Origin of the sequence: Chitinophaga parva, assembly GCF_003071345.1 — a bacterium.
GTDB lineage: Bacteria > Bacteroidota > Bacteroidia > Chitinophagales > Chitinophagaceae > Chitinophaga > Chitinophaga parva.
Window position 1 is genome coordinate 606458 of sequence record NZ_QCYK01000001.1, and the last position, 24331, is coordinate 630788.

The 24331-nt window shown below is 51.6% G+C and carries 12 protein-coding genes; 4 read left to right on the forward strand and 8 right to left on the reverse strand.

Features of this window, described 5'->3' with window-relative positions; all coding sequences use genetic code 11:
* Positions 1–446 precede the first annotated feature (446 nt).
* A complete protein-coding gene (gene nadA / locus DCC81_RS02685) occupies positions 447–1454 on the reverse strand; it encodes a quinolinate synthase NadA (protein WP_108685048.1) in 1008 nt (335 codons plus the stop codon).
* Positions 1455–2219: 765 nt separating this feature from the next.
* Here nadA and DCC81_RS02690 point away from each other — a divergent pair.
* Positions 2220–4310 (forward strand): peptidylprolyl isomerase, encoded by a 2091-nt coding sequence (locus tag DCC81_RS02690; protein WP_108685049.1) that lies wholly within the window; start codon positions 2220–2222, stop codon positions 4308–4310.
* A 78-nt stretch (positions 4311–4388) separates the two neighbouring features.
* Here the strand turns inward: DCC81_RS02690 and DCC81_RS02695 are convergent, their stop codons facing one another.
* Positions 4389–4757 carry a nuclear transport factor 2 family protein gene (locus tag DCC81_RS02695; RefSeq protein ID WP_108685050.1) on the reverse strand — a complete coding sequence of 123 codons (369 nt, stop codon included), beginning with the start codon at positions 4755–4757 and terminating at the stop codon, positions 4389–4391.
* Positions 4758–4870: 113 nt separating this feature from the next.
* Between DCC81_RS02695 and DCC81_RS02700 the strand changes: the two genes are divergently transcribed.
* Complete coding sequence (locus DCC81_RS02700; protein WP_108685051.1) at positions 4871–5374, forward strand: DUF2480 family protein; 504 nt, start codon at positions 4871–4873, stop codon at positions 5372–5374.
* Between the two features lie 59 nt (positions 5375–5433).
* Here DCC81_RS02700 and corA read toward each other — a convergent pair whose 3' ends face one another.
* Positions 5434–6534: a magnesium/cobalt transporter CorA gene (gene corA / locus DCC81_RS02705; RefSeq protein ID WP_108685052.1), complete on the reverse strand. Its 1101-nt coding sequence runs from the start codon at positions 6532–6534 to the stop codon at positions 5434–5436.
* A gap of 226 nt (positions 6535–6760) precedes the next feature.
* On the opposite strand from corA, the gene DCC81_RS02710 reads away from it, so the two are divergent.
* Entirely contained in the window at positions 6761–8365 is a 1605-nt protein-coding gene (locus DCC81_RS02710) for an FAD-dependent oxidoreductase (protein ID WP_108685053.1), read from the forward strand.
* 223 nt (positions 8366–8588) lie between these two features.
* Positions 8589–9140: a type 1 glutamine amidotransferase domain-containing protein gene (locus DCC81_RS02715; RefSeq protein ID WP_108685054.1), complete on the forward strand. Its 552-nt coding sequence runs from the start codon at positions 8589–8591 to the stop codon at positions 9138–9140.
* Between the two features lie 98 nt (positions 9141–9238).
* Here the strand turns inward: DCC81_RS02715 and DCC81_RS02720 are convergent, their stop codons facing one another.
* The 5 genes from DCC81_RS02720 to gltB all read right to left on the reverse strand — a co-directional run bounded on the left by DCC81_RS02720 (position 9239) and on the right by gltB (position 24061).
* Positions 9239–9622: a septal ring lytic transglycosylase RlpA family protein gene (locus DCC81_RS02720; RefSeq protein ID WP_108685055.1), complete on the reverse strand. Its 384-nt coding sequence runs from the start codon at positions 9620–9622 to the stop codon at positions 9239–9241.
* Between the two features lie 453 nt (positions 9623–10075).
* Positions 10076–12370, reverse strand: a complete 2295-nt coding sequence (gene tamL / locus DCC81_RS02730; RefSeq protein WP_108685057.1) for a translocation and assembly module lipoprotein TamL — start codon at positions 12368–12370, stop codon at positions 10076–10078.
* A 61-nt stretch (positions 12371–12431) separates the two neighbouring features.
* Complete coding sequence (locus DCC81_RS02735) at positions 12432–17528, reverse strand: translocation/assembly module TamB domain-containing protein (RefSeq protein ID WP_108685058.1); 5097 nt, start codon at positions 17526–17528, stop codon at positions 12432–12434.
* Between the two features lie 440 nt (positions 17529–17968).
* A complete protein-coding gene (locus tag DCC81_RS02745) occupies positions 17969–19444 on the reverse strand; it encodes a glutamate synthase subunit beta (protein ID WP_108685060.1) in 1476 nt (491 codons plus the stop codon).
* A 96-nt stretch (positions 19445–19540) separates the two neighbouring features.
* Entirely contained in the window at positions 19541–24061 is a 4521-nt protein-coding gene (gene gltB / locus DCC81_RS02750; protein ID WP_108685061.1) for a glutamate synthase large subunit, read from the reverse strand.
* Between the last annotated feature and the right edge of the window lie 270 nt (positions 24062–24331).

Genomic DNA, 24331 nt, shown 5'->3' on the forward strand with positions numbered 1-24331 from the left:
CTGAGTCAGGAAACCAAAAGTAATGTGGATAACCATGCTATTTCTCTGTTCACTTCTGCCACAAAAAAATCAATCACTTTCAACATCCTATTTTTAAGAAAACAATATTTGGTCAAATAAACTCCTGGAAATACACTAAAACTGCTAAAAACAGCAAGATTTCACTCAAATCTGTGGATAACCAGGGCTTTTCTCTTCATTTCCCTAAATCCACATTGAAAATAAACGAAAACAGGAAAATCCTGCATTAGATGTGGATAACCATTTATTTTCTGTGCATAATCAATCTAAAATAATCCAATAAATAAAGGCCCTGAGAATACGATAAACACAAGCCACCTGATACGTTGTACAGTATAATTTATTCTAAAGGCCTTCCTGGAAATAAAAAAGCCAACGTAAATTACATCGGCTTAACTAATTGATTATCAGTAAATTAAAACATTTTACAATCCATACTTTGCACTGATCTCTAACATCCTGTCTATCGGTTTTTTAGCTGCCAGGCGCAGATGCTCTTCCATGGTGATCTCCGGCTGTTCATATTCCATGCAGAGATATAGTTTCTCCAGTGTATTCAACTTCATATGCGGGCAGTCATTGCAGGCACAAGCATTATTAGGCGGAGCTGGTATGAAAGTTTTACCGGGATTATTCTTCTGCATCTGGTGCAGGATACCCGTTTCGGTCACCACAATATATTCCTGGGCATCATCCCGCTGGCTGAATTTCAGCAAACCCGTGGTAGAACCAATGTAATCTGCTACTTCCAGCACTGCTGCTTCACATTCCGGGTGGGCTATTACCTTGGCACCAGGGTGCAGCGCCTTCAGCCGGGTGATCTTCTCCAGGGAAAAAATCTCATGCACCATGCAGGCGCCATTCCACAGCACCATATCACGACCCGTTTTCTTCACCAGGTAAGCCCCCAGGTTGCGGTCTGGTGCAAAAATGATGGGCTGGTCCTTTGGAATGCTTTCAATGATTTTTTCGGCATTGGAAGAGGTACAAATGATATCGCTGAGCGCTTTGATACCTGCACTGCAGTTCACATACGAAACCACCACATGATCCGGATACTTTTCCTTGAATTTTTTGAACAGTTCGGGAGGGGCGCTGTCTGCCAGGGAACAACCGGCTTTCAGATCCGGGAGCAACACCTTTTTATGGGGATTTAAAATCTTTGCAGTTTCCGCCATGAAGTGCACGCCTGCAAAAACAATGATGTCTGCATCGGTCCTGGCGGCCTGCTGGGCCAGGCCCAGGCTGTCGCCTATAAAGTCTGCCACATCCTGGATATCCGGCTCCTGGTAATAGTGCGCAAGGATAACGGCATTTTTTTCTTTTTTCAATCTTTCGATTTCCGCAAACAGATCAAGGCGTACATCCACCGCTATATCCAAAAATCCATTCTTTTGCAAATTTTTTTTTGCGGATGTCAAATCTGTAATCATAATTAATAACTTTTCTTTTTTAGATAAATAAAAAGCCCACTACTATTAGGGGGGTGAATATGTGGGAAAGAAATTTTTTGACCTGATACAAAGTTAGTTGTTATTCCTTTGACCCTGGTAATCCCCAGGAAATTAACATACTCTTTTCCGCGCCAGTACTACGTTTCCACTACTTCATCCACACCGGTGGATATCATTTCAAGTGGGTATCTTTCCGGCGGTGCAATATGAAGAAAATGTTAACTCCCATGGTGAATTACACCCTCCGGACACCGCTACAGGATTTTGAACAGGCAAACAAATTTAGTTTTCCGGCATTTTGAGGGGCTGTTTCCCCCGGATTTTTGCGATTCCCTCATGGTTGTACACGGTAATTGTGGATAAATAGGCCTCCTTTTTTGGTTTTGTAAGAGCAAGTTGTTTTTTAACTGAATTTCAAAAAACCGGCCTCCTTTATACACAAATGCCTGTGGATTTTACACCGTGCCCATCCAGATTGTGAATAAACCTGTAAGCAAACCCGTCCTTAAAAAATATTTCAAATCCTTACTGGTATTGGCTTTTAAAAATCAAACTTTTTACACATCTTACAGCACGTTATGCTGTAAACTGTGGATAACCTGTGCATTCAGCCTGCAACAAAGAAGAAGAGGAGTAACCCGAAATCCTTTGCCACAGGGCGTTTGAGGGTAGAAAACCCGATTTTGCAGTTCCAGTTATTTTATTCTATTTTTGCTACCTTCTAAATTATACCTATAATTATATATGTCAGTACTTCAGAAAATCAGGGACAAATACGCAGTGGTGATCGTTGTCGTAATCTGTCTGTCTATTGTTGGGTTCCTGCTGCAGGAAGCATTTTTCGGCAGAGGTTCATTGGGTGGTAGGAATACCGCAGCCGGTCAAGTAAACGGTGAAGAAATTGATATTAACGAGTATAACAACCTCGTGTCTCAGAATGAAGACCAGTACCGTCAGCAGATGGGAGGTATTTCCCTGAATGATGAAACCCGCGAGCAGATCCGCCAGCAGGCCTGGAACCAGCTCCTGAGCCAACGCATCCTGGACGCCCAGTATAAGACCCTGGGTATTGACGTAACCAACAGTGAACTGGACGACCAGCTCACCGGTAAAAATGTAAATCCTATCTGGGCACAACATTTCACAGACCAGAACGGCCAGTTCGACCGCCAGAAGTCTAATGAAGTATTGGCCGGTATCAATAAAAGCGCAGAAGGACAGAATGAACTCCTGGCCATCGAAAACCAGATCATCGAATCCCAGAAGCGTGATAAATATTTTGCCATGATCCGCCAGGCTGCTTACATGCCTAACTGGATGGCAAACATGCAGCTGAAAGATAACAGCAACAATGCGAACATTTCTTATGTAAGCGTGCCCTATACTTCTATCGCAGATTCTACCGTGAAGGTAACAGACGGCGAGCTGCAGGCTTTCATCGACAGCCATAAGCCGCTGTTCAAAACAGAAGATTCCCGGAAGATTGAATACATGGTATTTGACGCCACGCCTTCCAGCAAGGATACTGCCGCAGCACTCAAAGAACTGGGTGAGTTGAAAGCGGAACTGGATACTACCAAGGATGTGGTAGGCCTCATCAACCGTAACTCTGACCAGAAATTCTTTGACGGTTACGTTCCGGAAAGCAAGATCATGGTACCGGAAAAGGATTCTATCCTGCGTTTGAGCGTGGGCCAGGTATTCGGTCCTTATTATGATAATAACGAGATCACCTATGCTAAAATGGTGGACCGTAAACAAATGCCGGATTCCGTGGTGATCACCCAGATCGGCATTGCCAAGCAGTCTGCCACTGATTCTGCTGCCAAGAAAACAGTGGACAGCGTGGAAGCCCTGCTGAAAGGTGGTGCTAACATGAAAGCCCTGGCTGCTTCAGTATCCCAACTGCAATCTGCGAAGCAGGATAGCGGTGAAGCTACCCTCACTCCTATGCAGCAGTTTCCCGCGGATTACAAACCAATGTCTGAATTTGTATTCAATGCGCCTGCCGGTGCTATGAAAGTGATCGACGTACCGGGTGCTTATATGATCATCAAGATCAACCAGGTGAAGAATATAGGCCCTGCTGTAAAGATCGCCTACCTGGCCCGCACCGTAGAGTCCAGCTCAGAAACCAACAGTGCTGCGTTTAGCGACGCAAGCGCCTTTGCCGGTGCAAACCGTACACAGGAGGCTTTTAACAAAAGCGCCCAGGAAAAAGGTACCAAACGTGTAGCTGACGGCATCCGCCCGATGGACTATTCCGTAAGGGGCCTGGGCACCAGCCGCGATTTGGTGAAATGGGCATACACCGCCAAGGTGGGTGAAGTAAGCAATGTATTTTCCCTGGAAGATAAATATGTAGTAGCAGTGCTTACAGAAGCGGTGAAAGCCGGTACTGCCAGCCTGTCTGCCGTAAGACCCGCCGTGGAACTGGCTGTTAAAAGACAGAAGAAAGCTGCGCAGATCACTGCCAAGCTAAACAACCCTGCTTCCCTGGATGCTGCCGCTAAAGCAAGCAACCAGCCGGTGATGCAGGCAGAAGGCATCAACTTCAGCAGCCCGCTGGTAGCCACCCTGGGCCTGGAGCCCCGTGTAGTAGGTGCTTCCTTCAATAAGGCGCTGGGTACTACCAAGGTATCTGCTCCCATTGAAGGCAATGCCGGTGTATACGTGATCAAGGTGGATGGCTACACGCCTGCCCAGAACGGCCAGGATGTAAACAGCCTCAAGGCCAGCTACGAACAAAGCCTGCAGTCTACCCTGCCCAACATCCTGTTTGATGTGCTGAAAGAAAAAGCGAACGTAAAGGATACCCGTTCTAAATTCATGTAATCCTAACTGACTGACATATGTAAAAAGGCCCTCCCGCTTATACCGGGAGGGCCTTTTGGCTTCTGTGTGATAGTGCTGTTAATAGAAGAATTGTTCTGAAATGATCTTGCCGTCCTTTACCTGGAACACGGCTATTTCAGAAAGCTGGGAGCGGGAGGTTTGCCCGTTGAAAGTCACCTCACTGTTGAGTACCATGGCAAAGCTGTCTGCAGAAACGATAGGGCCCTGTAAACTACGGCCATGAAAGGTTTCAATGCGGCCGCGGTGCTTCTCCCCTTTTGCCTTCAGCGCTTCCCGGCCCTGTACAAAAACAGGGAAACCATTTTCCACTGCCTTATCCGGCTCCCGGGAGGTAACATCGTCGCTGTAAAGTTCCTGCTGTATTTCTGCCCATTTGTTCTGGCTGGCCATCTCAGCGTAGCGGTTTGCGATTTCCTGTGTTGTCATATGCATGCGGTTTTTGTGTTGTCTGTACAAAGTTGGCCCCGGGTAATGACAACCCTATGTCAGCAGGGTTTCCTATTTTTAGTAAATTTGTATAAACAGTAAAAACCGGTTTTATGGAAGAAATTGTGAATAAAGTAGCAGCCAGCGGCCTGGAGACCATTAACCTGGAAGATTATTTTCCACAGGGTGAAAACCTTGTTTTTGATATGAAGGACCACCTGTTCATGGGCATGATCCTGAAGGAAAAAGATTTCAGGGCGTCGTTACAGGGACTGGACTGGGAACAATACCGTGGTAAAAATGTAGCCATTCATTGCTCTGCAGATGCTATTATCCCTGCATGGGCGTATATGCTGGTGATGACCTACCTGGAGCCTATTGCAAAATTTGTAGTGGTAGGTAATGAAGAAACCTTACAGACCGTGTTATTTATGAAAAGCCTGGAGGCCTTGCCGGTAGCAGATTTCACGGATAAGCGGGTGGTCATAAAAGGTTGCGGGGATTTGCCTATCGGGGCCAATGCGTATGCAGAAATAACAAGATTGTTGCGGCCCGTGGTAAAGAGCATTATGTATGGGGAGCCATGCAGCACGGTACCGGTATACAAGAAGAAATAGCATTGCACACAGCGCATTGCACATTAAAGCGGGTAGGATCACTACCTGCTTTTTTTATATCAGAACCATCCACGTTTTTTAAAGACAACGATCATCCCGATGAAAATAAAGGCCATTACCCCCAGCACAATGTAGTATCCATTTTGTGTTTCCAGTTCCGGCATGTTTTTAAAGTTCATCCCGTAAATGCCCGCCAGCAGCGTGGGTGGGGCAATGAGCGTGGTTACCACCGCCAGCACTTTCATCACTTCATTCATCTTCAGGTTTACCTGCGTAATGTACATCTCCTGCAGGTTCAGTACCATTTCACGATAGTTCTCCGCCATATCGTTTGCCTGGATAATGTGGTCGTAAATGTCTTTGAAGAATTTTTCCGTGTGCTCATTCAGCAGGTCGCTGTCACTTTTCAGGAAGCCGTTGATCACTTCGCGAACGGGTGCAATGGCGCGGCGGAAGGTGAGCATTTCATGGCGCAGAAAATTGATACGGCCCAGGGTACGTTTACTGGCATCGCGCTGCACTATATCTTCCATAAATTCTATACGCTCCGCCAGCTTGTCCATCACGTGGAAATAGCTGTCCACAATGGCATCCAGCAGGGCATAGACCAACAGGTCCGGCGTACCATTGCGCAGCTTTGAGTTGGGGATATGCAGTTTGTCGCGCACAGGACCAAACACGTCGCGGGAGGGATCATCCTGGAAAGACACAACGATGTTTTTGCCCAGGATAATGCTCACCTGTTCTGCTTCCACGGCATGGGTCTGGGGATTGAAATACAACATGGGCAGCAGGGCAAAAAGATAATCTCCTATCTCGTCCATCTTGGCGCGCTGGCCCACACTGAGAATATCATCTGCCAGCAGGAAGTGAATGCCAAAGTGATCGCAAAACTTGCGGATATCTTCCCGGCGAAGCCCGTCAATATTGACCCAGCTGATGGTAGGGCTATCGCGGTAAGGAAAGGTGTCTTCTATTTTAGTAGGCTGCAGGATCTGGCAATCTGCAGGGTTAAAATCATATACGGTGATCTTCACTTCGGCCGGTTCAGGGCGCACGGAGTCGCTCGTAGCGGGATTATAGCTGATGGTCCGCTGGCGGCGGTGCCGGAACGGGTTGAAGTTGCTGATGTTACCAGGTAACACGGGACGTATGCTCATAATGCCGTTATATAAACCAGTGTAAATATAAGTGATAGGAAGACATGCAATTTAAATACCAGCATTAGTTTCTGTTGAAGACAGCCCCTGCCTGACAGCTCCTCAACCTGCGCAACAAAATGCCCGCGGCAGACCGTACTGCTGGCGAGTGGAAACCCTTTGCCATCCAGTGTTTTAACACAGGGGAATTGTTTTTGTACCACCCATTTGTAAACAAACGAATGACATGGAATCACTTCAGCAACCCTTGCCCCAGGTAGCAGGCAGCCTGCACGAGCGTGTTTGGGAAAACACGGTCACCGCCCCGGCAGGCAGACCGCTGGCAGAGGACCTGCAAACGGAGGTGGTGATCATAGGTGGGGGCATAGCAGGTGTAAGCATCGCCTACCAGCTGGCTACCGTAGGCATAAGGACAGTGCTGCTGGAAAAAGGTGCCCTGGGCAGTGGTGAGACCGGCCGCACCACCGCACACCTTACCGTGGCGCTGGACGACCGCTACTATGAGATAGAACGCATTTTTGGCAAAGAGAAGGCCCGGCTGGCAGCAGACAGTCACCGCACCGCCATAGATTACATTGAAACGGTATGCAACACGGAAAACATTGCGGCAGCATTTGAGCGCCTGCCGGGCTACCTGTTCCTGCATCCTACGGATGACCTGCATAGCCTCAAAAAAGAGTATGATGCTGCCATTGCCGCCGGGCTGCCGGTAAAATTTGTGGACCTGGTACCCGGTATAAAGCCAACCCACCAGGCAGGCATTGAATTTATGCACCAGGCCACCTTCCATCCGCTGAAATACTTGTTGGGGCTGGCGGATGCGGCGACCCGCAAAGGAGCGTTGTTATTCACCCATACACATGTACAGGCCATTCACGCGGAGGGTGTTGTTACGGATAAAGGTTTCCGTGTACATGCGCGTTACGTGGTGGTGGCTACGAATAGCCCGGTGAATGATAAGTTCACCATGCACCTGAAACAGTTTGCTTTCCGCACCTATGTAATAGGACTGCGCATGGCAAAGGGCAGCCTGCCTAAAGCGCTGTGGTGGGATACGGGTGATCAGCAGGCAGACAGCCAGATACCTCCTTATCATTACGTGCGCACCGCGCCGTATGATGATATCTATGATGTGCTGATCGTAGGTGGGGAAGACCATGCCACCGGCCTGGCGTTTGAAAATAAGGAACCGGGACCAGACCGTTACCAGGCGCTGGAAACCTGGGCCCGCAGGCATTTCCCGGAGGCGGGGGAAGTGATCTACCGCTGGTCTGGCCAGGTGCTGGAGCCCATGGATGGCCTGGCGTTCATTGGTCACAATCCTGGTGATAAAGACAACATATTCATCGTAACCGGCGACTCCGGCAATGGGATGACACACGGCACCATAGCGGGATTGCTGATACCCGACCTGATACAGGGCAAGGAAAATAAATGGGCATCCTTATATGACCCGGCCCGTGTGAAATTCTTTAAATCCGGGCGCACCTGGATAAAGGAATTTGTGGGTGGCTTTATTGAATATCTGAAAGAGTACCCGCATGAAGCAGATAAAGTGAAGGTATCTGCTATCGGCGTAGGAGAAGGCCGCATCATTGAGGTGGGGAAACATAAATACGGAGTGTTCCGGGATGAGGACAATGAACTGCACGTGGTAAGCGCTGCCTGTACCCACCTGGGCTGCCTGGTAAAGTGGAACCCGGATGAACAAAGCTGGGACTGCCCCTGTCATGGCAGCCGGTTTAGTTACCGTGGCAAGGTGTTAAACGGCCCGGCAAACAAAGACCTGGCTTATTACAAGGAAAAACTGCCGGATCCGGACGCCACGTAACCCTGTCCAAAATTCTACACAACAGGGTGTTTCAAGACAACCCAACAGATGGTTGACGGAGGCAAATTAATTTCCAGCTGGCCTAACCAAAAATAATTGACCAAGTCAATTATTTGCGGATATTTATTATTTGACTTAATCAATTATTGCTGATATCAACATAAAGCACTCCTGATCAAAGAGCATACGTTAACCAAATTAATCACTTTTTAAAGATTGAATTATGGAAAAGCAATTGAGTAGTAAGAAAGTGGCCATCGTAGTCACAGATGGATTTGAAGAAGTGGAATTTACAGCACCAAAAGAGGCCCTGGAAAATGCGGGGGCAAAGGTGGATGTTATTGCGCCCCAAGCGGGCAAAGTGAAAGCCTGGGCAAAGACTAACTGGGGCGGGGAATATAAGGTGGATAAACCCATTGATGAGGTACATGCGCAGGATTATGATGCGCTGGTGCTTCCTGGTGGAGTGATGAACCCGGACCGCCTCCGCACCATTCCCGCCGTGGTGAATTTCGTAGGCCAGTTCTTACATGAAAACAAACCCATTGCCGCCATTTGCCATGGCCCATGGACACTGATTGAAACAGGCGCGCTGCAAGGCAGAACCATGACCTCCTGGCCCAGCCTGAAAACGGACCTCCGAAATGCAGGTGTGGATTGGGTAGATAAAGAAGTGGTAGTGGATAATGGCCTTGTGACCAGCCGCAAGCCGGACGACCTGCCGGCGTTCTGTAAAAAGATGGTGGAAGAGATTGCAGAAGGAGTGCACGCTTAAAGGCAGTTTCCGGCAAACAATTTCCAATATCAAGGTGCTTCCAATTTCAACGCCTGATTTTCAACGCTACACCGTTTGGAAATTGTTTGCTGGAAATTCTATCTGGAGCTTTTCTTTTTATAGTACAGTTCCACTTGTGCTACACCGGTGGAAAGCATGCCCAGTTTTTTAGCGGCTTTTTTTGAAAGGTCTATTACACGGCCCGTGTTGGCCGAGGGGCCCCTGTCTGTGATGTGCACTTTTACAGATCGCCCGTTGGCCTGGTTTACTACTTTTACTTTAGTGCCAAAAGGCAGCGTGGGATGGGCTGCAGTAAGGGCATTGCCATGATAGGTACTGCCACTGGCCGTACGGCGGCCTTCAAACTTATCTCCATAGTAAGAAGCCTCTCCCTGTTGCTGCAATTTGGGGCTGCAGGCAAAAAGGAACGCAGTGAGCAACAGCATAAGCAGGGAAACGCGGCGCACAGTGTAGGGTTGCATAAAAGGGTGTTTCTTAAATATAAGCTAAAAGCCGCAACAGCGCTATGTTTTGGACAGATTTTTTACAAAAGCAAACGGCACTTTTAAAAGTGCCGTTTATTGCTAGCATAGGGATAAATAAGGCAAGCAAATGTTGCCAAGTTTAGGTATAATAGGTAATGACTTAATGTATATAGTAGATAAAGATTCGGCGGAGGTAAGCTACAACGGCTACTCAACAACTACACGGATATTGCACCTGGAAGGTGCTGCACATGCTCAAACAATAACGGTTATCGGCAACGCCCGTAGCAAGGGCTTATTGCATGTGTGGACAAAGATAATGAAAGTTTATTTAAATATATGATTTCATTAACATATTTATTGTCCAATTTTATTATTTCAGGCAAAAGCCCGCTGTACTTGCGTTACAGCGGGCTTTTCAGCGGTTCATAATATTTTGAAAAGACCGTTTTAGAACGGATAGCCAATGGCAATGTTGAGGATCATATTTTCCTTCCGCCATGCGCCGTCCCCGAAGTCTACCTGGTCAAACACCCATCGGTGGCCCGGCTCCAGCCAGGGCTTGCGCAGGGGAATGCCGAGGTCCAGGCGCACTACCACGATGGAAGCATCAATGCGCAGTCCTACCCCCGCTCCTACTGCTATCTGTGACGCAAAGTCGCTCAGGTGGAACTGGCTGCCCGGCTGGTCAGGGATGTATTGCTGGTTCCAGATATTGCCAGCATCTACAAACAGTGCCCCGTTCACCACACTCACCAGGTGTACGCGCAGTTCAGAGTTATATTCCAGCTTTATATCGCCCGATTCATTGGCAATGTAGCGGCTCACAGAATCCGGCAGGCGGTAAGCGCCCGGGCCAAGGGTGCGTGCCCGGAAGGCACGGATACTGTTACTGCCACCGGTGAAGTATTGTTTCACAAACGGGAGCTGCCGGGAGTTGCCGTAAGGCAGGCCATAACCTGCAAAAATGCGGTTTACCCAGGTGGTGTTTTTAGTGAGCTTCCAGTAATGGCGCCCATCTACCTGGAAGCGCAGGTATTGCGCAATAGGCACGCCCAGTATGGCTTTGGCGGTATCGCCCAGGTTCTTTTTCAGGAAAAGGCCGGCCAGGTTGCCCCCTATGTCTGCATTGGCGCTGATATAAAAACCATGAATGCGCCGGTCGTTCTGGTTATTGAAAGTGATGGTGTAGTTGCTTCCCAGTATAAATTGTTTTTCCAGCGCAGCTTTTTGCGAAGGATCGTAGTGGATAATACTGTCGTAGGCTGCCGTGGTGTCTGTAGGCAGTACAAAAGTAATAGCGATGGGTGAAAAGATGTGTGAAATGTAGCGGGTTTGCTTCCACTGGTACTGTGCCTGCAGTGTAAATGAATTGAGCTTGTAGAGGTTTTGCTGGCTCCATAGTTCGTACGATGCACTGAGGCGGGTGCGCGGCACATAAGGGGTGGGCGGATTGATACGGAAGGGCGTGATGAAACGCGGGAAAGTGGCTGCCAGCTCGCCTTTCAGCGTGTAAGAGTTTTTGCCGATGCTTTGCCCGCCGTTCTGCACCTCAAAGCCTGCAGATACATTGGCTTCCAGCAACACGGCGGAGTGCAGCCAGTTGCGGTTCTTACCGGTAATGGCAATTTCAGAGCCTACAAAGTTGTTTGACTTGGACGTACCTCTTAACTCAAACTGCAGGGAATGTTTAGGATAAGGCGTAAGGTAAAAAGTGGCATTGAGCAGGGAGCTGTCCCTGGAATATGGGCGGAACGTGGCTTTGATGAATTTGAATGTGCCAAGGCTTACCAGTCGTTGCAGCGTTGCATCGTGCTTGCGCAGGCGGTACAGGCTGTCTGGCAGCAGCAGCATGGTGCGGTCAAACACAATGGGCTTAAATTCCTTTTCCGGGTCTATGATGCGCAGTTTGTTATAGAGCGTTACGGGCCCTTTGGTAGCGGAACTGTCTGCAAGCGAGTAGTCCGGGTAAATGGTGATGTTGCGCATGGTATACTTGCGGGTGGCGGCTTTGGTGGAATGCTCCTTGATCTTTACATAGAGATCCACCAGGCCTTTATTAGTACTGTCTACTTCCACCAGGATATTATCTGGTGTAAAGTAATAGTAGCCATTGTTGCGCATGGAAGTTTGTATACGTTCCCGTTCCAGTTTTATGGTCTCAAAGCTGTAGGGATCGCCCACTTTGAGGAGGGTGCGGCGCTTATTGTCTGTCCGTTTAAAATCTTTTCCTACCTGCGTGGCGGTATCAGCTTCCCACCGCACACTTTTGATGTAGTAGCGGGTGTAGGGCTGTACGGTGTACACCAGGGATGCTTTCTTTTTGCCGGTGTTCTTTATTGCTGATGCCCATTCATTCTGGAAATAGCCATTGTCTTCCAGGTAATTTTGCAGCAGGTCAATGTTCACGCTTGGTTTCACGTTGCTGAGCAGCACTGGCGGTTCTCCCCATTTTTTATGCAGCAGGTAATTAAGGCCTTTGCCTTTGGGCTCATGCGACATATTATAGAACCACAACCGGGTGGGCATGCCCAGGAATTTTTTATTAGGCTTGGGGCGCAATACTTTATTCATCCCTTCAGAAAGGGTACCGTAGTCTTTGGGCTTCTTTTTACTGTCTTTCCATTTTATGGTGGCGCCCGTGTACAGCCGGTCCCCGTCTGGTACAGACTTGGTGCTGCTGCAGGCATAACACAGCATGCACACAGCAATGAACAAAATAATATGGCGGAATGTGGATAACATCAAAAAAGTATGATAACGGTGATGGCTATACGTTAAATTAGATTGTTTGTAATAACCGCAGCTATTGCTTGGCCGGCGGTGGTGGCGGCGGTTGCTGCGCCTGTTTGTCTATCAGTTTTTTATCTGCTTGCTGTTGCTGGCGCAGGCGTTTGGCTTCTTTTTCCTTGGCTGCACGCTGGAATATTTCCCGGAAGTGATCATAATCCACCACCAGTACAAATGCTACACCTGTTTCAATCACCTGGCCCTGGATGGTCACATCATTCAGGTTGGTCTGGTACACGCGGATGCGGTAGCGGCCATCCTTGGTGATCTGGTATTCTACGGAAATATCTCCAATGAGGGAGCTTGCGGCCTGGTTACTGCCTTCCAGCATTACGTTAGAGCCGGCCGTTACTTTCAGGCGGTCATTGAAGAGCTGTTTGGAAGCGCTTACGTTCAGCATGGTATTGTCCTGGGCCTGACCGGTGGTGTAGTCCTGTGAGCTTTGGAGATCAAAGTTGAGATCTATGCCTTTAATAAGATTGCCTGCAAAGTTGTTGAGCTGCTGGGAAATGAGCTTGCTGGCGCTCTGGCGGGCCATCTGATCTACTCCGCCGCCGCCGTTGTCCAGGGAGGAAAGCGGGTCATCTGCCAGGAAGGTGTTCAACACCAACAGTGCCATCACCTGTTTGTTCAGGTCAGATTCCACGGTGTTGATCTGTTTTAAACGGGCGTACACCATACCGTTGAACGCGCCCTGGTCTTTAGCCGGCATGTCCAGGCGGAAGGTGATCTCCGGCTGTTTCAGGTTGCCCTTGATCTCCATGTACACTTCAATGGGCAGCTTTTGCAGGTACTGGTTGCGCGCCGCGCCGGTGGCTCCGCCTATCTGGTCTTCCAGGATATTGATGGCAGACGTATTCACCGTGTATTTTGCCGTGATGTCCAGGTCTGCATTCATCGGGTCACCATTGAAGTTGATGTAGCTGCCTTTCTGGATATCAAAAGAGCGTTTGATCAGCTGGTTGAGTGACATTTCATATTTGCCCTCCGAGATCTCATAACGGCCGGTAACACCGAGCGCGTTGCTGGGATCCATGCTGGTATTGAGCGAGGCAGTGCCTTTAGCAGTAACATAGTCACCATTCTGCGGGTCTATCACGATCTTGATGGCAGCCTTGGGATCTATTTCAATGGTACCGTTAAAAGCCACGCCTTTGAAGCCGGCGCGTGCTGTGGTGTCCTTGCCGCGGGCGAGGGAAGAGTCAATGGGGTTGTCTTTATCCACAAACACGATCACGCCTTCCCGGTTGCTGGCAGAAACCTCACTGGCCGGCAGGGTAATATTCACCTGCGATTTATCCAGCAGCTTCATGCTCATGTCTACCCTGGGCAGGTTCATGTCCCCGCGCAGGCGTACGTGGGTATCTATATAAGCAGGGCCATAGTAAGGCTGGTCGGGGTTTTGCTGCTTGCCCAGGATCATGAAGTCACTCGCATCCACCGTGAGGTTAAAACGGTATTGCTGGAAGTTTTTAGTGTTGATGCGCCCATCCACCACCAGTTCATTTTGGGTACTATCCTGCACCACCAGCTTGTTAAAGAGAATGCCGTTTTCGTCGATCACAATGTCTTCATCCGGAAGGGTAAGCGGGGTGCCGGTGTATACGATGGTGCCGCCTGCATTGTCAAAATGGACCTGGCCCAGGATCTTCGGCGCCGCGGCGGTGCCGGTAATGTCGAAGTGCCCGCGGGCGCTGCCTTTCATGTTGCTTACGTTGCCCATGGTAAAGGGCTGTATGCTCTTCATGGACAGGTTGTTGATGTCCAGGGTGGCATTGATCGTACTGTCGTAAGTTCCGGCCAGTTTCACATCATTTTCGTTGCCCTGGATGGTGGCGTCCAGTTTATATTGGTTGGCCTGTTCTGTTTCCACGGTGGCATTGAGGGTGCCCACGGCCGTATTGAGCACAGCCAGGCTGTCTACTTTCAGTTTTGCATGCACTTTGGGCGAAAGGTCCCATTGGCTGATGTGGGCAGCCGCATTGAGGGTGCCGGCGGCCAGCAGCGTGTCCTTAGAAGCCATACCGGTAAGGGTGGCCAGCTGGAAATCCTTGATAGTGGCGTCCAGCGCGGGTACGTTGGCATCGGCTTCGTGCTGGGTTACCACGGCAATGGATTGCGCGCCCTGGTTCAGTTTCAGGTTGATGCTATCCGGCTGGCTGTTTTTCAGGCGCACCATGTTATTTTCATCCACCTGCCAGCGCAGTCGGTTCAGCAGCATATTGGGCTTCAGGGAGATCTCGGTTACACTGTCCGGTAGCAGGCGCACCTGGCCGGCCACATCGTAGCGGGGCTTTTGGGCCATATCGTCCAGGAGCAGCCGCCAGTCTATGATACCACCATTTGCATGGGCATCTATTTCCGTATGATAAAGAGGGGTGAATTTGCTTTGCAGGCTGGCCAGGGTCACTTTTGCATCCAGGGTACTATCCACTTCGTGCGCGGTAAGTTGCAGGCTGTCTGCCACCAGTGAGTCATAACGGATGGTGGGCACGTACAGGCGGGCATCCAGCAGGGAGCTGTCTGAATTGAGATGGCCGGAGAACTGCACCGGTGTGGGGATGTTGATGCCGGGAACCAGCGGCTGCAAGCTCCGGGGAATGCTCAGGGCAGCGTCCCAGCCTATCAACTGGCCAGTGGGTGCCACAAATTTGCTGGCGGTATCTGCAGGCATAACGGGCCGCTGTACCATGATGCCCAGTTTTCCAAATTCGCGGTAGTCTGCATGCCCCCAGGTATGGAAATATCCGAAAGGCCCATCCAGGTTTACGTGCTGCATGTCTGTATAACCGGCGGTGAGCAACACGGTGTCTATGGGATAGATCACGTTGTGGAGGCCCAGCTGCCAGCCGGTGAGGTAAGCATTGCCAATGATGCGGTCTGGGTGCAGGCTGCTGAAATCCGCGTCCAGGTTGCCTTTGAGCAGCAGGGTATCGTGGTAAAGATGGGTGGTATAAAAGTCTGCATGCAGGAGGTGCATGGAGGCTTTCAATGCATCGAGCGCGGAGTCTGAAAGCTGGCCGGAGCCGGTAAAGTCCAGCAGCATGGCCGTGTCATTGCTCTGGCCCTGCATATTGAACGCACCGTTATCCACATCTCCAGTCAATGACACGTCGTGGTAAGTGTATTTATTATAAGTGGCGTCAATGACATGGAGGCCCGCTTTTGCCTGCATGCGGCTCATCACGTAGCCCTGGCCGGAAGCAAAAAGGTTCCCGTCTATCCAGCCTATTTCCGGGCTGTAGATCATCACTCCCGGGTTTACATGGAAGTGCGGTATTTGTACATCGTACACCGCGCGGATGGAATCCATGATGTGCACTAGGTGTGCATGGATGGATGCGTTTGCGATATCGCTCCGCACATCCAGTTTAGTCTTCAGGTCTTCCAGGCCGCCAAAGAAATTACCGGTGATGATCATGTTCTCCGGCAGGCGGATGGAGTCTGGCATTGTGTGGGGTGGCAACCAGCTGCGGATGGCCTTATTGCCGGTCTGCACATACAGCATGGGCAGGGCAGCGGCAATATTTTTCGCATCCGTAACATGGTCTGCGCTGCCGGCAGTTTTGATCACATTGCCATCGTTATCCGCAGCATATAAATTATCGATCACCAGGTGCTCCATATTGCCCTTCAGCACCGCGTGCAGGTCCAGCTGCTTGCGGAAGAGGGGCTGCATGTATTTGTTCTTACGGGCATCCGGTACAAAGGGCAGCCACTCTCCCAGCGCTATGTGGCTGGAATCCAGGAGGGCTTCCAGTTGCAGCCGGTTCATTTGCTGGCTGATGGTAGACCACGAAGGCACGGTTACGGCAATATACTTGCGCAGCAGGGATTGATTGGTTTGCAGCCAGAGATCCCGCAGGCGCAGTTGTGTAGGCGTGAAAAGCATATCCATGGTGGCTTTGCGGATAGTGAAGCCGGTCTTGTCCTGCACGGAAAGCTGGTGTAGCACCGCTGCAATGGTGTCTGCGCTGTAATGAATATCGGTAACCCTGGTGTTGAATCCAGACAGGTCCAGGTGATTGTAATTAGGGTCTCCGCCTGTCTTCACTTCAATGGGATGTCCGTTATCATATTTGAGGGCGGTACGGGTAATGCCGGCTTCAGACACGGTAACATGCCAGTTCACCGTAGGTGCAGCGGCGGCGGGTGTTTTGGCCACCACCGTATCTTTCGGGATGTCCAGCACTACGTTGCCCTTGGCACTGTCCAGCGTGATAGTGCCCAGGAGGATTTTAGCGGCGTCTTTATCAAAGTTGACATCGGCCGCGCGGAAGCTGCGCAGGGCAAAGTCCGCCCCCACGCCGCTGCCTTCATCACCGTAGGCAAAGGCGCTGTTGCGCACCTTAAAGTTCTTTACGATCAGGTGGAAGGGTGTAGTTCTTTCGGTGGCACTATCCCGCGGTGATGGTGGCGGAGCGGCACTGGTAATGGTTTTGGGCAGGTAAGCCTGTTTAAACTGGCCGCCCAGGCCGGCCACGGTAATATCACGGAAGGTGTAGAGGCCATCGTTGAGCAGCAGGTCATCCGGGTTGATGTAAAGCGTGTCCCACTGGGCCTGCGCATTCAGCCCGCCTGCTTCGTCCATCATGTTCAGCGTGGCATGGGTAAGATTTACATCGCGCACGTGAAAGGTGATGGACGTGCCGCCGGTCGTGGTGTCCACGGTAGGACTGGGGCTGGAGAATGCGTCTACGGCAAACTGGTAGTTGAAGGCGGTATCCCGGGCGTGGCGGTACACATTGATGCGGAGGCTGTCCCACTCCACTTTATTGATGCGCAACTCTTTGTTGAGCAGGGAAAGCAGGTTGTAATGCACTTTGAGGGAGGCGGTGTAAAACAGGGGCTGGTTGGCCCGGTCGCCCACGTATACATTGCGCAGCTCCAGGTAGTCCCAGCCGCGGGCATGCACATAACCGATGGTGACCTTGGTTTGCAGCTTGTGCTGCAGGTAGTCCTGTCCTTTCCGGCGCAGGAAATCCTGCACGCTATCCAGCTGCAGCACCAGTACCGCTATGACCGGCAGGATGAGAATAAAGGCGAAGATCCACAAAACCCATCTCCACCAGCGGTGGCGGCGTTTTGGTTCCTGTAAAGTTGTTTCTGCCACTAGACCGAAGACTTAACGAAGCGTGATTGAAAACGATGGATTATTCCGTGTCAATAAGGGTGTTACGAAAGGGAAACCTCCCAAGCTGGCACAACAAAATTCATACCTGCAAAAGGGTGTAATTTATGGGAATGCAGTATGGAGGCAGTGTTCAGCGTAAGGGTTGTTGGTTGGTTAATGGGAAGTGGGAAAGGTATTCCACGGCAATGCTTTGTGAAGATACGCCCAAGGTTTCATTTTTCGCCGGCGCGGTTTCAAAAAGAGGAGGCACCTGCTGCGACTTTTTTCTTCCCTGCCCGCCGCCGGGGAGGGAGGGTTGCGCATAATAAAAGGCCGGGTAAAGACCCGGCCCGGCTGAAGGTTACAACAAAATCTAAACCTGCTTATGAGAAAGCTTAGTTTTTTATACAAAGTGCAGCGTACTGCACGCGTTTTACTTTTTAGATGGCCATGGCCTGCAGGGAAGCATCCTTGCTTTCCAGCTGGGAGTTGCCCATGAGGAACTCATCTACCTTGCGGGCGCATTCGCGGCCTTCGCTGATAGCCCATACCACCAGGCTTTGACCACGGCGCATATCGCCGGCGGCAAATACCTTGGGAATAGAGGTCTGGTAGGCTTTTTCCGTGGCTTTTACGTTGCCGCGGTCATCGCGTTCCACACCCAGGTCGTCTATCATACCCTGGTGCTGCGGATGCAGGAAGCCCATAGCCAGGAATGCCCGTTCACAGGGGATCTCGCGCTCAGAGCCGGCTACTTCCACGAAGCTGGCCGGGCGGCCATCGCCCGTGTGTTTCCACTCCAGGTCTACCAGCTGCAGGGCTTTCAGGTTGCCTTTTCCATCGCCCAGGAAGGCTTTGGTGGCAATAGCCCAGTGACGGTTAGCGCCTTCCTCGTGGGAGGACGACGTTTTCAGGATCATCGGGTATGTGGGCCAGGGCATGTACTGGGTACGGCTTTCCGGCGGTTTGGGCAGCAGTTCCAGCTGGGTAACGCTGATGGCGCCCTGGCGGTTGGAGGTGCCTACACAGTCGGAGCCGGTATCGCCACCGCCTATCACTACTACGTTCTTGCCGGTGGTGAGGATGTCCTCCCCCTGCACGGGGCGGTCGGCCACACGTTTGTTCTGCTGCTTCAGGAAGTCCATGGCAAAATGCACCCCCTTCAGCTCACGGCCGGGAATATTCAGGTCGCGGGGAATGGTGGAACCGCCTGCAAGCACAATTGCATGGTACTCACGCAGCAGGTCATTCACCGACAGGTCCACGCCAATGTTGGTATTGCACTGGAACACCACGCCCTCTTCTTCCAGGAGGGTTACACGGCGGTCTATCACCCATTTCTCCAGCTTGAAGTCGGGGATGCCGTAGCGCAGCAGGCCACCAGGCGCGTCGTCGCGCTCAAACACGGTAACGTTATGGCCGGCATAGTTGAGCTGTGCGGCGGCGGCCAGGCCCGCGGGGCCGGAACCTACCACTGCAATTTTTTTACCGGTGCGCACCCGCGGTGTTTTGGCGTGCACCAGGCCTTTATCAAAAGCGATCTCGATGATGTGCTTTTCAATTTCCTCGATGGTCACCGGCGGCTGGTTAATACCCAGCACGCACGCACTCTCGCAGGGGGCCGGGCAAATGCGGCCGGTAAATTCCGGGAAATTATTGGTAGAGGTCAGGATATCATATGCTTCCTGCCAGTCATTGCGGTACACGGCGTCATTGAACTCCGGGATCACGTTACCGAGCGGGCATCCGCTGTGGCAGAAAGGAACGCCGCAGTTCATACAACGGGCCGCCTGGTGATTCAGGGCCGGCGCGTCGTAGCGCTTCTGGAACTCGTTATAATTTTTGATGCGCTCCTCCGGGCTTGTCTTACCTGGCAGCTCTCTTGTAAACTCCAGGAATCCAGTTGGTTTACCCATGATCTATTGTTAAACGTTGGATTGTAAAATTGTTAATCGTTACCTGTTAATCGTTGTGGATGACCGGAGTTATTAAAACAACCCGGCGATGCATCCTTAACCTTTAACCGTTAACTTTTTCTCGCCTGCTTTCAGTACGGCCTTGTATTCTTTCGGGAATACTTTCACGAAGTGGCGCAGTTGGTTATCCCAATCTTTCAGGATGAACCTGGCCACCGCACTGTTCGTATAGGCGTGGTGTTTAGTGATCAGGTCGTGGAGGGCAGTTACGTCCTGCTCATCCAGCGGGTCCAGGTCAATCATATCCTTATTGCAGCGGGCGGCAAAGGTTTGTTTCAGGTCGTATACGTAAGCAATACCGCCGCTCATACCGGCGCCGAAGTTGCGGCCGGTTTCACCGAGGATCACCGTGCGGCCGCCGGTCATGTATTCACAACCGTGGTCGCCAACACCTTCCACTACTACGGTAGCACCGGAGTTGCGCACGCAGAAACGTTCACCGGCTTTACCGCGGATGTAAGCTTCACCGGAGGTGGCGCCATACAGGGCTACGTTGCCGGCAATAATGTTCTCTTCTGCTTTGTAAGCTGCTTCCGCAGGCGGATAAAGGATCAGCTTAGCACCGGAGAGGCCTTTACCAAAATAGTCATTGGCTTCGCCTTCCAGTTCCAGGGTCACACCCCTGGTATTGAATGCCCCAAAGCTTTGACCGGCGGAGCCTGTGAAGCGGAAGTGCAGGGTGTCTTCCGGCAGGCCTTCACTCTTGTATTTTTTAGAGATCTCGTTAGAAAGAATGGTACCAATGGTGCGGTCTGTGTTGCGCACGGGGAAGCTCTGGAACACACGGGTGCCTTTCTCAATGGCGGGCTTGGCCAGCTTCAGCAGCTGCCAGTCCAGCACTTCGGAGATGCCGTGGTCCTGCTCTTCCTGTTTGTACAGCGCCACGCCGGGTGCGGAGGGCTCGCGGTACAGTACGGGCGACAGGTCCAGGTGTTTGAACTTCCAGTGGCTGATGCCTTCCCGCATCTGCAGGCTTTCTACCTGGCCCACCATTTCATTTACGGTACGGAAGCCCAGTTCTGCCATGATCTCGCGGAACTCTTCCACGATGAACTTGAAGTAGTTCACCACGTGGTCGGGGTCGCCCTTGAAGCGGCGGCGCAGTTCAGGATCCTGTGTAGCAATGCCCACAGGGCAGGTATTCACATGGCATTTACGCATCATGATGCAGCCTTCCACCACCAGGGCGGCGGTAGCAATACCCCATTCCTCTGCACCCAGCAGGGTGGCAATGGCAATATCACGGCCGGTACGCAGCTGGCCATCGCTCTGCACGATCACGCGGCCACGGAGCTTGTTGCGCACCAGGGTCTGGTGGGTTTCGGCCAGGCCCAGTTCCCAGGGCAGGCCTGCATGCTTGATAGAGCTGATGGGAGATGCACCGGTACCACCATCAAAGCCAGACACCAGGATCACATCAGCATGGGCTTTTGCCACACCGGCAGCAATGGTGCCTACGCCGGCCTTGCTCACCAGCTTCACGCTGATGCGGGCGGCACGGTTGGCATTCTTCAGGTCGTATATAAGCTGTGCAAGGTCTTCGATAGAGTAAATATCGTGGTGGGGCGGCGGTGAAATGAGGCCTACACCGGGGGTGGAGTGTCTCACTTTTGCAATCCAGTCGTCCACCTTATGGCCGGGCAGCTGGCCCCCTTCACCGGGCTTGGCGCCCTGCGCCATCTTGATCTGCAATTCGTCCGCATTTGTCAGGTAGTAGCTGGTCACACCAAAGCGGGCAGAAGCCACCTGTTTGATAGCGGAGCGCATGGAGTCCCCGTTTTCCAGTTCCTGGTAGCGGATCTCGTCTTCTCCACCCTCACCGGTATTGCTCTTGGCGCCAATGCGGTTCATCGCAACAGCCAGCGTGGAGTGTGCCTCGTGGGAGATGGAGCCAAAGCTCATCGCGCCGGAAGCAAAGCGTTTCAAGATAGCGGATGCCGGTTCTACTTCGTCAATGGAAACAGAAGGGCGGGTACGTTTAAACGCCAGCAGGCTACGGAGGGTGCAGGCACGTTCGTCCTGGTCGTTCACACTGCGGGAGAATTTCTTGAAAGTAGCGTAGTCGCCCTGGCTGGTAGCGTATTGCAGCAGGTGAATAGTGGTAGGATTGAACAGGTGGAACTCGCCCTTGCGCTTCCACTGGTATACCCCGCCTACCTGCAAACGCTGTACAGGAGACTCTTTGCGGCCATAACCCACCCAGTGTTTTGCGAGGGTTTCGCGCGCAATTTCATCGAGGCCAATGCCCTGGATGCGGGATACGGCGCCATTGAAGTATTTATCTACTACAGATTGATTGATACCGAGGATCTCGAAGATCTGGGCGCCCTGGTAAGACTGGAGGGTGGAGATACCCATTTTGGAGAACACTTTCAGCAGGCCGTCGCATACGGCTTTGATGTAGTTTTTCTTCAGGGTGTCTACGTCCAGGTCCGTGGCCAGCTTGCCAGACAGCTTCATGTCGCGGATGGTGCTGATGGCCAGGTAAGGGTTGATGGCGGTAACACCAAAACCCAGCAGGCAGGCAAAGTGATGCACTTCCCATACGTCGCCGGCTTCCACGATGAGGCCTACCTGGCCGCGGTAACCCTTGCGGATCAGGTGGTGGTGCACCGCAGATGCAGCCAGCAGGGAAGGAATAGCGGCATGCTCGGAATCGATGGCACGGTCAGACAGGATGATCACTTCAAAGCCATCTTCTACGGCGTCTATCGCGTAGCGGCAGAGGCGCGCCAGGCCTTTTTCCAGGGAGCCCGGTTTGCCATCGGCTTTAAAGTAAGTATGCAGCGTTTTTGCCTGGAAGATACCCGTGTCAATGCTGCGGATCTTTTCCAGCTCATGGTTGGTGAGGATGGGATGGCGCAGCGCCACGCTGTGGCAGTGCAGCGGATCTTCATCCAGCAGGTTGCCGTTGTTGCCCACGAAGGTGGCCAGTGACATGACCAGGCGTTCACGGATGGGATCAATGGGCGGGTTGGTCACCTGGGCAAACAGCTGCTTGAAGTAGCTGCTCAGGTGCTGGGGCTGATCACTCAGCACGGCCAGCGGGGTGTCCGTACCCATGGAACCTACCGGCTCCTTGCCGTCCAGTGACATGGGGGCAATGATGGTATCCAGGTCTTCGGTGGAATAACCGAAAGCGCGCTGGTATTTAAAGATCTGTTCGTGCGAGAGATGGGAAAAAGTAACGCGGGGCTCAGGCAGCTCTTCCAGGCGGATCTGGTATTTATTGATCCACTCGCCATAAGGCTTCTGGGAAGTGATCTGGTTTTTCAGCTCTTCGTCGCCAATGATGCGGCCTTCGTTCATGTCCACGATGAACATTTTGCCTGGCTGCAGGCGGCCTTTTTCCTTTACGTTCTTGGGATCAATGGGCAGTACGCCGGCTTCAGAAGCCATGATCACGCGATCATCCTTGGTCACTACAAAGCGGCTGGGACGCAGACCGTTGCGGTCCAGCGTGGCGCCAATGATCTTGCCATCCGTGAAGGAAATGGAAGCGGGACCGTCCCAGGGTTCCATCAGGGAAGCGTGGTATTCGTAAAATGCTTTCTTCTGTGGGTCCATACTTTCGTTGCCATCCCAGGCCTCGGGGATAAGCATCATCATTACATGGGGCAGGGAGCGGCCGCAGAGGGTAAGCAGCTCAATCACGTTATCGAGCGATGCGGAGTCAGACTGGCCTTCCGCCACGATGGGGAGCACCATTTCCAGTTCTTCAGGGGTGAAGTACTGGGTCACGAAATCACGTTCGCCGGAGCGCAGCCAGTTCAGGTTACCTTTCAGCGTATTGATCTCACCATTGTGCGCAATGTAGCGGTAAGGGTGGGCCAGCTTCCAGCTGGGGAAGGTATTGGTAGCAAAGCGGCTGTGGATCAGTGCAAAGGCAGATACCAGTTTCTCATCGCTGAGATCAGGGTAGTAATGGCGCACCTGGTAAGTGGTGAGCTGGCCTTTGTACACAATAGTTTTATAAGACAGGGAGGCAATATAAAAAGATGCCTTATCGCCGGGGATGGCGTTGCGTACTGTTTTAGATACATAGTTGCGCAGTACGAAGAGTTTGCGTTCAAACGCTTCAGGACTGCTGATGTGGTAGGGGGAGGCAATAAATACCTGTTCGATCTCGGGCTCCACGGCCAGGGCAGATTCACCGATACCATCAGGGCGTACCGGTACTTTGCGGTAGCCTAAAATTTCGAGTCCGAGTTTTTCCGCCGCCCGTGCGAGGATCTCGCGGCACTCTTCGCGCCAGCGGGGCTCTTTCGGGAAAAATACCATGCCTACGCCGTATTTGCCAAATTCCGGCAGGCGGATGCCGATCTTCAGACATTCGTCGTAAAGAAATTCATGCGGCATCTGGATAAGGATACCGGCGCCGTCGCCGGTGGTAAGTTCGCATCCGCAAGCGCCGCGGTGCTCCATGTTTTCCAACATGGTCAGTGCATCGCGTACGATCTGGTGCGATTTACGGCCCTTGATATGGGCTGTAAAACCGGTACCACAAGCGTCATGTTCAAACTCTGGGCGGTAAAGCCCTTGACTCACTTCCTGCATTCGTTTAGATTTTAACCCTACACTACTCCCGGCAGCTGGCGCCGCGCGGGTGGAATTACCATCGTTGTTCTGGGAACGGTTTAAAGATACTAATAAAAGGTGGTATTTTTTTTACGAAACGAGGTTATAAGGCAAAAGTTTAGAAAAAATCAAAATTGGACGGCCCATTCTTTGAATAATACCAAAATCAGGAGTGTATTGGGTAGCCATTTGGCCCCGTAAGAAATGTCAACGAAACCGTTGCTAGACCAAACAATTTCAACCAGTTGC